The organism is Planktothrix serta PCC 8927 (assembly GCF_900010725.2).
Classification (GTDB): domain Bacteria; phylum Cyanobacteriota; class Cyanobacteriia; order Cyanobacteriales; family Microcoleaceae; genus Planktothrix; species Planktothrix serta.
The window spans coordinates 145,872-157,589 of sequence record NZ_LR734832.1; the positions used below are offsets into that span (position 1 = coordinate 145,872).

At 40.0% G+C, this 11,718-nt stretch carries 11 protein-coding genes; 7 read left to right on the top strand and 4 right to left on the bottom strand.

Annotation, left to right across the window (positions count from 1 at the left end; genetic code table 11):
- Window positions 1-12 precede the first annotated feature (12 nt).
- From PL8927_RS03245 to PL8927_RS03260, 4 genes are all read left to right on the top strand, one after another.
- On the top strand, window positions 13-906 hold the full coding sequence (locus tag PL8927_RS03245) for a CPBP family intramembrane glutamic endopeptidase (RefSeq protein ID WP_083617564.1): 894 nt from the start codon (window positions 13-15) through the stop codon (window positions 904-906).
- Window positions 907-982: 76 nt separating this feature from the next.
- Window positions 983-3,022 (top strand): potassium channel family protein, encoded by a 2,040-nt coding sequence (locus PL8927_RS03250; protein ID WP_083617566.1) that lies wholly within the window; start codon window positions 983-985, stop codon window positions 3,020-3,022.
- Window positions 3,023-3,138: 116 nt separating this feature from the next.
- Window positions 3,139-3,954, top strand: coding sequence for a radical SAM protein (locus PL8927_RS03255; protein ID WP_083617568.1), 816 nt, complete (start codon window positions 3,139-3,141; stop codon window positions 3,952-3,954).
- Between the two features lie 261 nt (window positions 3,955-4,215).
- Window positions 4,216-4,629 carry an AbrB family transcriptional regulator gene (locus tag PL8927_RS03260; protein ID WP_197047297.1) on the top strand — a complete coding sequence of 138 codons (414 nt, stop codon included), beginning with the start codon at window positions 4,216-4,218 and terminating at the stop codon, window positions 4,627-4,629.
- A gap of 185 nt (window positions 4,630-4,814) precedes the next feature.
- On the opposite strand, the gene PL8927_RS03265 is transcribed toward PL8927_RS03260, so the two are convergent.
- Window positions 4,815-6,371: a cation:proton antiporter gene (locus PL8927_RS03265; protein WP_083617570.1), complete on the bottom strand. Its 1,557-nt coding sequence runs from the start codon at window positions 6,369-6,371 to the stop codon at window positions 4,815-4,817.
- A gap of 366 nt (window positions 6,372-6,737) precedes the next feature.
- Here PL8927_RS03265 and PL8927_RS03270 point away from each other — a divergent pair, with 366 nt between their 5' ends.
- The 3 genes from PL8927_RS03270 to PL8927_RS03280 all read left to right on the top strand — a co-directional run bounded on the left by PL8927_RS03270 (window position 6,738) and on the right by PL8927_RS03280 (window position 8,981).
- Complete coding sequence (locus PL8927_RS03270; protein WP_083617572.1) at window positions 6,738-7,175, top strand: DUF2358 domain-containing protein; 438 nt, start codon at window positions 6,738-6,740, stop codon at window positions 7,173-7,175.
- A 128-nt stretch (window positions 7,176-7,303) separates the two neighbouring features.
- Window positions 7,304-7,612 carry a DUF760 domain-containing protein gene (locus PL8927_RS03275; protein WP_083617573.1) on the top strand — a complete coding sequence of 103 codons (309 nt, stop codon included), beginning with the start codon at window positions 7,304-7,306 and terminating at the stop codon, window positions 7,610-7,612.
- Window positions 7,613-7,814: 202 nt separating this feature from the next.
- Complete coding sequence (locus PL8927_RS03280) at window positions 7,815-8,981, top strand: DHH family phosphoesterase (protein WP_083617575.1); 1,167 nt, start codon at window positions 7,815-7,817, stop codon at window positions 8,979-8,981.
- Window positions 8,982-9,314: 333 nt separating this feature from the next.
- Here the strand turns inward: PL8927_RS03280 and PL8927_RS03285 are convergent, their stop codons facing one another.
- From PL8927_RS03285 to miaA, 3 genes are all read right to left on the bottom strand, one after another.
- Complete coding sequence (locus PL8927_RS03285; RefSeq protein ID WP_083617579.1) at window positions 9,315-9,941, bottom strand: ribonuclease H-like domain-containing protein; 627 nt, start codon at window positions 9,939-9,941, stop codon at window positions 9,315-9,317.
- Window positions 9,942-10,090: 149 nt separating this feature from the next.
- Window positions 10,091-10,606, bottom strand: coding sequence for a CAP domain-containing protein (locus tag PL8927_RS03290; RefSeq protein WP_083617581.1), 516 nt, complete (start codon window positions 10,604-10,606; stop codon window positions 10,091-10,093).
- 180 nt (window positions 10,607-10,786) lie between these two features.
- Window positions 10,787-11,695 (bottom strand): tRNA (adenosine(37)-N6)-dimethylallyltransferase MiaA, encoded by a 909-nt coding sequence (gene miaA / locus PL8927_RS03295; protein ID WP_231505899.1) that lies wholly within the window; start codon window positions 11,693-11,695, stop codon window positions 10,787-10,789.
- Between the last annotated feature and the right edge of the window lie 23 nt (window positions 11,696-11,718).

Genomic DNA, 11,718 nt, shown 5'->3' on the forward strand with positions numbered 1-11,718 from the left:
AATGACATTTTCATGCTTGCAAATGCGCCAACCCTGATTAAAATTGCTATTTTTTTTGGGGTGTGGATGGGTTTATGGATGCCAATTGCTGTTATCACTGCTTTAGCTCTCAATTGGCGTCCTCCTAGGCCCCTAAATGAAACCCAAAAGTTGACGTTGCTGGCGCCACTTTATGGAATTGCTCCCCTAGTTTTGTGGAAAATTAGCCAAGTTGAGGGTCGATCCTTCTGGGATTATGGTTTAGCTTGGCGATCAGAGTTTTTTACATCAATTTCCATTGGTTTCGGTCTGGCTGTTATCAGCCTAATCGTCTTATTTGGTTTTCAATTTACCCTCGGTTGGATCAATTGGCGACAACCACACTGGGGACAAAGCGATCAACAGTCCTCTGGCTTAAATTCCGATCTTCCCCCTGAAAACGGGTGGATTAGGTTAGGGCAAAAGGCCTCGATTTTGTTTCCAATTTTGCTAATTGCTCTCTGGATTAGTAGCACAGAGGAGTTAGTGTTTCGAGGGTTTCTGCAAAAACAATTACAGCAAGATTATTCAGGGTTTGTCGCGGCGGCAATTGTCAGCTTAATTTTCGCGCTCACCCATTTAATTTGGGAAGTCCGCAACACATTCCCCCAATTACCCGGATTAGGGTTAATGGGGATGGTGTTGACCTTCGCTTGTTTTTGCAATGGCGGGTCTTTAGGACTTGCTATTGGACTGCACGCGGGTTGGATTTGGGGAATCAGCAGTTTGGATACCGTTGTCGGTGTGAACCCCACTGGGAAGGTTCCCGAATGGGTGACGGGACTCGCAGGTAAACCCTTAGCGGGTGTGTTGGGAATTGTGATGTTGTTAGTGGTGGCTGGCTTTTTAGGAATATATTTCCTGTCTAATTTCCCGGTAACTTTTTAATCTTTTCTTAACATTAATATCAAAAAACTGTGTTTTGATCTATTTAGAGGGTTATAGGGACATTTCAGTTGAAATCGTGGAACACCGTGAGTTAACCCATCAATTGGATCAGTTCTTAGTCTGTGGTTTAGGAAACCTTGGACAACATTGTGTATTTGCCCTCAAAGAATTTGGAGTTCGGGTGAATGGTATTAACCTTGTTGCTCCTACACACTGGGATATTCCCGGTATTCCAGAGCAGTTGGGGCAACTGGTGATTGGAGATGCTCGTCAGGAGTCGGTGCTAAAGCAAGCCAATCTTGATCAATGTCGCGCTGTGTTAATTGTTACCAGTCAGGAGCGGATCAATGCTGAAACAGCTTTGGCAATCCGTAAACTGAGTCCTAATGTGCGGTTGGTGGTACGCTCCTCGAAGGAGAATCTCAATCATTTATTAGCCGAACATCTAGGAAACTTTATTGCTTTTGAGCCCACCCAACTTCCGGCATCTGCTTTTGCAGTTGCTGCTCTGGGAACAGAAGTTTTGGGATTTTTCAGCTTGGATGATTCCCGACTTCAGGTAATTCAGCGTCAATTTAATCCGGGTGATTCCTGGTGTTATCGAGGCTCACTTCAAGAATTCAACAGTCGCACCCGGCGAATTCTTTGCCATCGTCGGGGGAGCGTTCACCCGATAGTTTCCCTCCCGGATTGGGAACCCGAAACCCAACTTCAAGCCGGAGATCAAGTCATCTATATCGAAGTAGCTGATCGCGCCTATACGGGTACTGTCTCTGTCCCCAATTCTGACTTATCTCCTGTGAGGAAACGATGGGGTAGATGGCGACGACTCCGGTGGGAAAACGTGAAGCATTGGGTGCTAGAGATGTGGCAATCTCACCAACAGCAGCCTGTCCGCCAAGTGGCAATTGTTTGCGGTGCTGTGGTTTTGGCTTTGTTAGCGGTTGGAACAGTAGTCTTTGCTCGATACTATCCGGGAGCTACTCCTCTGGGAGCCTTCTACGGAGTAGCAATTCTGTTGTTAGGTCAATATGGTGAGTTATTTGGAGATTTTGAAATCAATCCCAATATTCCCGGCTGGTTGCAGTTTTTTGCCTTTGTCCTGACTCTGGCGGGGACTGCCTTAGTCGGGGTACTGTATGCGTTACTCACCCAAGGGATGCTCAGTACCCGATTTCAACTCACCCCTCGTCGTCCACCCATTCCCCTTCACCATCATACAGTTGTTGTTGGACTCGGACGAGTGGGTCAACAAGTTGTGAGACTGTTACAGGAGTTCCGACAACCCCTTGTCGGAGTTACATTTACCCCCCAGTTTGATCTGAATGTTTTGTCGGATATTCCGATTGTTAGAGGTAGTCTCAAGGAAACCCTCAACCAGGTGAATTTGGCAACTGCCCGGAGTGTGGTCGTGGTGACAGACGATGACATCTTGAATTTAGAAATTAGCCTGATGGCTCGTTCTGCTAATCCTAGCTGCCATCTAGTGATCCGCACAAAGGAACAGAGTCTTACAGATAGTCTTAACCGTTTGTTGCCGGGAACCCATGTCATTTGTGCTTATGGGGTGACAGCAGAAGCCTTTGCAGCAGCAGCTTTTGGGGAAAAAATTCTGGGTTTGTTTCGCTGTTGCGATCGCACCATCTTAGTCACCGAATATGAAATTGAAGTCGGGGATACCCTTGATAACTTACTGCTCACCGAGGTTGCTTATGGTTATGGAGTGGTTCCAATTCTACATCAACGAAAAAATCAGCCCCCTCGGTTAATGCCTCCTGATGAGATTCAGTTAACAGTGGGCGATCGCATGGTGGTTTTAGCAACGATTGAAGGGTTGCGTGCAGTAGAAGATGGCATTTTTGTCACCGCAGCCCGTTGGCAAGTTCGCATTCAGCAGGCTTTAAGTGCTGAAGCTGTTTTTGAAGGGGCTAATCTGATTGTGCGGATTTGTGGTTGTCCGTTAAATGTAGCCAGGAATCTGATGTCAGACCTACCCGTCCTCTTACCCCGATTATTGTTTAAGCATCAAGCTTACCATTTGATTGTAGAATTGAAGCGAGTGCTGGTCATCGCTCAGATGATCCCCCCAGATCAGCCTGAAAACCACTATAAGTAAAATTAGCTTTCTAACTATAGCAAGTTTCCACGGCAGCTTTATGCAGCTAAGTTCATAGAAAAATGGGATAACCTGAAGATCTGTATTCCTGTGGCGTTGTATCACAGTGGAGAATCATGACAACCGCAACACCCTCTAGCCTGACCTTTACCCCCGTTTATGGCCCTGTATGGTCGTGGCGTTATGGGAAATCCTTGGGTATTGATCCCATTGGTGAGATTTCCACCTGTTCTTTTAATTGTGTTTATTGTCAACTGGGAGAAATTGAAGTTAAAACCCAGCAGCGTCAAATTTATGTTCCAACGGATCAAATTTTACAAGCCTTAGCAAAGTTTGCCCTTTGGAATATTGATGTAATTACTTTAAGTGGCAGTGGAGAACCCACTCTGGCGGCGAATTTAGGGGAAATTTTAATCGGAATTAAAACCCTGACTCAGCGCCCGACTTTAGTTTTAACAAACGGGACAACTTTAGGTGATCCTCAAGTTCGAGAACAATTGGCTTTAGCTGATAAAGTCTCTGTGAAATTGGATGGGGTTTCAAAAGTACAACTACAACGGATCAATCGACCTGTAACGAACTTGAATTTAACAGAGTTGCTCAGTTCTATTCAAGAATTTCGTCGCCTCTTCCCAGGAGAATTGGGACTGCAAACGATGATTTTATCCCCTTGGTCATCCTCAGATCGCCAGGAATATCAACGTTGGGTAAAAGCGATCGCACCTACAGAAATTCAACTCAATACCCCCACCCGTCCTAAACCCTTAAAGCGTGAATTAGCGGGACGGGAAAATCATCCCTCACCTGAAAACCCCCCTTATCAAGCCCAGAAACTCAAATCAGTTAGCACGTCTGTATTACAAGATTTTGCTGAAGAAATTCAACAGCAAACAGGAATTCCTGTGCGCTATGCTCCGGGATCTAATTTATAGGAGAGAACAGGGAACAGGGAACAGGGAACACCGAAGGAGGAAAAGATTTCACCGTCAAGGTTTAAATCTTTTTATCTTGGTACTTGATTTTTAAATCAATTCATAGATCTGCTCTTAAATGAATGGGGAAAGTCGAGCTTTTTTGAAAACTGTTCTTGATCTTCCTTAAATGTATTGAAATATTAACAATGTTGCTGTTTTCGTAGAAAAAGAATAGTTAAACATGATAGGATAAAAATCAGTTACATTTGGAGAAGATTTATGGCAAAAACAGTAATAGAAAAAACTTCAATGCCTCCTCTAACGGGCAAAGCTTTATTGCAAAAAGTTAAAGCTTTAGGGAACTTACCCCGACGGGAGGCGGCTCGCCAGTGTGGGTATTATACCCAAACAAAAGAGAACCAAACTCGCGCTAATATGACCGAGTTTTACGATGCGTTACTGGCGGCTAAAGGCATTGCCTTAGATCCCGGACGGACAAAAGATGGACGAGGAAGAGAAGCCAGTTTTCGAGCCTGTGTTCATAAGAACGGTTCTCTAGTTATTGGTGCAAACTATACCGAATCCATGGGATTAGAAGCCGGAGATCAGTTTGAAATTCGCTTAGGTTCTAAACACATTCATCTGATTCAAGTCGGTGAGAAGTCGGAAGAAGACCTCCTCGATGAAGAATAAACGCTTAACTCTGATTTAATAGGTAAAGGTTGGCTTGTCTAATTTTAAGAACCCGCATCCACAAGCTACTGTATTTTCAATTTTAATTAAACATAAAACGTTTAATCGACTCACAAGCTAACCTTACCTCCTCTAACACGATTTTTTGTTGCCATTCACCCGACGGTTAGAAAAAAGAATGATTTTTATTCTTCCCTAACAACTTCAATTAAAACTGGGGCTAAATTCTCATTCAGCCTACCCAGCCGAATTAATTCTGCATAGGTATCTGCTTCAATTTCTAATAAAGTTTCTTCAAATTCTTCCCTAGCGACTTCTTGTAATTGCGGATATTCGTTGAGTAACTGATGGAATTTCTGTTTAACGCTTTTTAGCTCTCCTTCGACTAATTGCTTTTTATACCGATAGAATTCAGAATCGAGATCAGGGAAGCGATCAGAATTATCTAAATACTTTAAAACTCGCTGTAGGGCAATTTGACGAGCAACTAATTGAGAATATTCTTGACGCATGGGTTGATCTCCAATTAACTTCAAGCCTTTCATCAATACTTGAATACTTAACCCTTGCACTAACAGCGTAAATAAAACCATTCCAAAAACAATATCAATAATCTCTTGTTTTTCAGCAATTATTTCAGGGACGCTTAAAGCCAGAGCAATCGAAACAGAACCTCTTAATCCCCCCCACCATAAAATCGTTTGTTCTTGAAATGTCACCGTACTATTGCCGATAATATTATTTAAAGCACTCAATCCGAAAATTCCAATAAACCGAGTAGCTAAAGCCGCAGCAACGGCAATAAAAATCAAAGGGAGATGACTCCCTAAACTGGCAAATTGAGTTTGATCTCCAATTAATAGAAAGATCATGGAATTGACAAAAAATGCAATAAACTCCCAAAATTCTGTGACGATTAAGCGAGTTCTAGGATTCATCCCAATTCTTGAACCCCAATTGCCTAAAATGATGCCAACAATTACCACAGAAATGACACCAGAACCTCCTAATTCTTCTGTAATGAGATAGGTTCCATAGGCAGAAACTAAGGTTAAAGATTGTTCAACAAATGGGAGATCAAACCGTTGGGTAATAAAAGAAACTCCAAATCCAATCAGACATCCAACTCCTGCCCCAATTCCGACTACGGTTAAGAACTGTCCCAAAGCTTCCGAAATAGAAAAGGAATTCATTCCTAAAGGAATTCCTACCAATAAGATAAAGGCAACAACCGCGACTCCATCATTAAATAAGCTTTCTCCCTCCATTAAAACCGTTAATTTTTTACTAGCTCCTAATTCTTTAAATAAGGCAATCACAGAAACGGGATCAGTTGCAGCTAAAGCGGCTCCTACTAATAAAGCAATGGGTAAGGTTAAACCCGCCCATTGATACAAAGAAAAGCCAATCCCGACGATAGAAATAACAACTCCAAAAATAGCAAATAAAGTAATCAGTAACCAGTTCGACTTTAAATTTCGCCAAGATAAATTCCAAGCGGCTTCAAACAATAACGGGGGAAGAAAAATTTCTAAAATTAATTGGGGAGAAAGGTTAACTAACCGAACATCTACAAATGCTAACCCCATTCCTACAATAACTAATAATAATGTATAGGGGATTTTGCGAAATATAGCCCAAGAACGCGACAGTGCAGCTACCGTTAAAGAAACGGAAAGAACCAATAGAAAACGCTCTAGGTTGTTGGTAATAATTTCAGGATTTGCTACGTCTAAACTCATATTTTTTAAACTCCTTCAATTTCAGATAAGTTAACAACTTCTGCTCATGCTCGTATATTATCCTGCTTACGGATAACTTGAGCCACGTTCTCTCTCTAGCAATGTTATATGAAATCCTAAAATTTATACTACAGATAATCTCCTAAACCCCCTGTAGAGACGTTGCATGCAACGTCTCTACAGGGGACAGATGCGTAGCAAACATTTAAAGATTTCATATTATTTTCATCCTTCTACAGTAGCCTAATCTTGAAAAGTGTCAATCCCCATCAAAACTGTTAAAATGATAGAGAATCAAGAACCAAAGCCAGTCATTGAACTTTGGGTATGGGTTCAAGGATATAAAATTTAGCTATTTTTTGACTGATGAATATTAAAATAACTAGCCAAAACTATACTGCTCAAGTTAAAAACGTCATTGATACCTTAAACCAAGATTTACCCCTTTTATTTAACCAAGATATTTCCTATGATATTTATACCCCGGATATAGAGTTTATTGATCCGGTGAATCGGTTTAAAGGTAAGTTTAATTATCGGATTGTTTTTTGGACGTTACGGTTTCACGGTCAGTTATTTTTTACCGAACTCTATTTTGATTTACATGATGTTCAACAAACAGCCTCAGATATTATTACTGCTAACTGGACAGTTCGGGGAACTCTGCGTTTACCTTGGAAACCTCAATTATTTTTTAATGGCTATTCTACCTATAAGCTTACTTCTGAAGGCTTAATTTATTATCATCAAGATACTTGGGATAGATCTCCTCAAGCCATTTTAAAACAATTCATAAGCTCGTAATTCTGATCAAAGGTCGAAAAACCCGTTCTCAACGTTCGGTTTTACGCACTATAACAAGTTTAAAAAGATTCGTTACAGTAAAAAATAAGTACAGAAAACAATACAAAATTAAATTATTTGATCAGACTATGACAAATCCTGTATCTCACCGTCAATTATCTGGAAGTAACGTATTATGGCAATATGTTCAATCAATGGAACCGGAAACTATTGCTAAACTGTCTCAACCGGAACCAGAAGTTGCTCAAATTATGGAAAATAGCTTAATGCAAATGTTAGGCGGTTTACCTTCAGAACATTTTGATGTTGCTATTACCACCAACCGTGAGGATTTAGGTCGTCTTTTAGCATCCGCAATGATGAATGGTTATTTTCTCTACAATGCTAAACAACGCCTTGAGTTTGAAAAGTCCTTATCTCATGCTTCAGAGGCTTGATTTTTACCAAAATTTTGCTAAAGTTAAAAGTAGAAACCGAGTTTCTAACCTTTTTTAAGGGGATAAAATCCAGATTTTAGGTTCAGAAACCCGGTTAATTAGCTTGTTTTTGTAAGTATTGACCAATGCTTAACAGTTCCTTCCATACCAATTGGTGTGGGAGGAAAAGTCTATTACAATTTAATTTTATTAATATTTACCTGTGAACAATTCTACTCAATCTGAGCCCTTAATAATTTCCCAGGAGCCTTCTCTTCTTTTGTGTTCGGAATGGCTTTTACCTAGTCAGAAAAAACAGGCTTTTCAGCAAGTGTTAGAAAATCATACGGGAGAACGTCAATTAATTATTATACAAGATTTTCCCGATCCTGATGCCTTATCTTCTGCTTGGGCTTATCAATTAATTGCTCAACAATATAATATTGAATCTGATATTGTCTATGGGGGAACTCTCAGCCATCAAGAAAATATTGCTTTAGTGAAATTAACCAGTTTACCTGTGCATCGATGGCCGTTAGAAATGGCAAAAACCAAGGATTTATCGGTTTATTCGGGATGTGTTTTAATTGATAATCAAGGCACAACCAGTCAACTTATGCCTTTAGTAAAAACAGCTAACCTGCCGATTACGGTATTAATTGATCATCATAATTTACAGAAAGATTTACATCCAGAATTTTTTGATATTCGTCCTCAAATTAAAGCAACGGCTACGATTTTAACTCAATATTTACAATCGGGTTTTTTAGAACTTGATAGTAATGACAGCCAACATATTAATTGTGCAACGGCGTTAATGCACGGGTTACGGTCGGATACGAATCAACTCCGACAAGCAACCCGTGAGGATTTCTTGGCCGCAGCCTATTTAAGTAATTATTATGATGCGAGTTTATTAGATTCTGTGTTGCGTTCTTCTCGGTCTAAACGGGTAATGGATGTGATAGAACGAGCCTTATCTAATCGTCAAGTTTTAGATAATGTTTCAATTTCAGGAGTGGGTTTTTTACGCGCATCTGACCGAGATGCTATTCCTCAAGCTGCGGATTTTCTATTAACGGAAGAAAACGTTCATACTGCTGTTGTTTATGGGCTAGTTCATGATGATTTTAATGAATTGGAGATTATTGTGGGTTCCTTGAGAACGAATAAAATTACCCTTGACCCAGATGAATTTATTAAGGAAGCATTCGGAACAGATGTAACGGGTAAGTTTTTTGGCGGGGGAAGAAGTCAAGCGGGAGGGTTTGAAATTCCGTTAGGGTTTCTTTCGGGGTTTAATGAAAATAAAGACTATGCGGAGATAAAATGGAAAGTCTTTGATGCTCAAGTCAAACAAAAATTATTGCGTTTAGTTAATCCTAATTAAGCAGTTGGGGAATTTTTTTTGAGAATTCTCCTGAACAGAATCATAAATGAAGGAATAAACAGGAGTAGATGCACCCTGATGGTTTTCCTTCAACTTCGGTTGGGGGAATTTTTTTTGAGAATTTTCCTGATCAGAATTAAAAGTGAAGGAATAAATAGATGTAGATGCACCCTGATGGTTTTCCTTCAACTTCGGTTGGGGGATTTTTTTTGAGAATTTTCCCGATAGGAATCAAAAGCGAAGGAATAAACAAGAGTAGATGCACCCTGATAGTTCCCCCTCAACTTCGGTTGGGGGGTTTTTGTTTGGGAAGACTCTCCTCCGTCAGTTCTATTAATGGTGTTCAAAAATACCTTGAAATTGTAATAAATCTAAAGTGACCATGACTGGTAAACAGGAAAAACATTGTTGAGCCAGTTCTAAACGGTCTTCCCGTTCTAACATCGACACTAACTTTTTCTGAACGTTCAATAAATAGCGAACATCATTGGCGGCATAGTTTAATTGATCTTCAGATAAATTACTCGCATTTCCCCAGTCGGAACTTTGGGAAGTTTTATCGAGTTCGACTTTTTCTAATTCTTGAACTAACTCTTTAAGTCCGTGTTTTCCGGTGTAGGTTCGGACTAATTTACTGGCTATTTTAGTACAAAAAATCGGGTTAACTTCAATACCTAAGTAATAGCGAATAGTAGCAATATCAAAGCGAGCGAAATGGAATACTTTGAGAATATTAGGTGCTTCTAAGAGTTGTTTTAAGTTCGGTGCTTCTTTTTGACCTTTAGCAATTCTAATGGCGGTGACTTGACCCTTGGGGTCGCAAATTTGAATTAAGCAAAGGCGGTCTCGCCAAGGTAATAACCCCATTGTTTCGGTATCTACCGCTAACCCATCGGCCGTTAGATAGTCAAATAATAACGTTTCAGAAATATCCCCATCACAAACTTGAAAATTAGACATATTTTATTACAAATAATTTTAATTGACTTTACCCTGTTTTTGAAAAGATAGCAATCAGCAGGTTAGTGTTTACAACTTCTTTTTATCTTTGTGTCTTTGTGTCTTTGTGGTTAAAATAGGAGTGCGAACTGCTATCAATCAATTCCCAGCTATCTTTTTCTTACAAAAATCTGAGTAAAATAATACTCTCCTTTGGCATTTCTGACAATACCCATTCCCGTTAACTCATAATTTCCCACCATATTCCGTTGATGACCTGGACTTTCTATCCATCCTTTAACGGCTTGTTTTCCGGGGTCAACATAACCCGAATTAAAGGCGACATTTTCGGCAATTTCTTGCCAACGGACAAATTGACGAATTTTTTGAAATCGAGCTTTTGACCCCCCATGACCAAAGGGAACTTGACCGTTAGCCATTAACTGACTATGAATACGACATTGTTCACTAATTTTAGGGTCTAGTTTTAAGGGTGGTAAATTTTTAGAAGCGCGATAATCATTGACTTGTTGATGTACTGATAATTCCAATTGCGCGAGATTAGAATTATTGGAGTTAACAACGGGTGTCGCTTGCGGTAGGGGCTTTACAACTGAGTTGATTTCTGACAAAAATGTACACCCTCCCAATAATAATACTATTCCCATTAACGGTAACTTAAACATTGTTCGTTTTTTCAATCTTGTTGACGAGGTATAGTTGCGACGGGGAGAAACCGGGTTTTTGGAAAATGGCGATCGCTTCTTTTAATAAGTATACAACATTGATAATTTTTTAACTTAATCATAGCACTTTTCTGTCAATTTGGGGAAATTAAACAAATTTTTAAGATGATTTCACCCCCCTTACAGAATAGCTTGCCAAATCTGATCTAACAAATTAGAACTATCAGCATCAAACCATTGAATTTCAGAAACAGCCCGAAACCAAGTTCTTTGTCGTTTGGCAAATTGTCGGGTATGTAATACTATTAATTCCTTGGCTGTTTCTAAAGAAATATCTCCAGCTAAATATTGTTTAATTTCCTGATATCCCAACGTTTCTAATAACGATAATTCTGTCCCATATTTCTGACATAACTGTTCAACTTCTTGTACAAATCCCTTTTCGATCATATTTTCCGTTCGCTTTTGAATCCGATGGGTTAATGCTTCTGTTTCACAATGTAAACCCATTTGTAAAATCGGATACTTGGGAGGATTTTCTCCTTGTTGTTCAGAAATAGGCTGACCTGTGATATAATAAACTTCTAAGGCTCGTAAAGTTCTAACTTGATCGTTAGCATGAATTTTTTGCGCTGCGATCGAATCAATTTGTTTTAACATTTGATAACATTGAACTTGACCTAATCCTTGAAGTTGCGATCGCAATTCTGCATGAGGTGCAACCCTAGGAATTTTCATTCCTCGCACAATTGATTTAATATATAATCCTGTACCTCCAACTAACAATAAGGGTAGAGATTTAGAAGCATTCACAATCAATTGTTGCGCTTGATCCTGATAATCTGCTACTGTTAAAATCTCCGTCGGTTCACAAATATCAATCAAATAATGGGGAACACCCTGACGTTCTGCCACCGTCGGTTTAGCGGTGCCAATATCAAACTCTCGATACACCAACCGAGAATCTGCACTCAAAATCACAGACCCCAAACGTTCCGCTAACTGGATTGCCAACCCCGATTTCCCCGTCGCCGTTGCACCGCAGATTACAATTAACCGAGGGGGTTGTGGTATTGTAGAAATAGTCAACTGTCCTCCTCTTCAGCCGATCA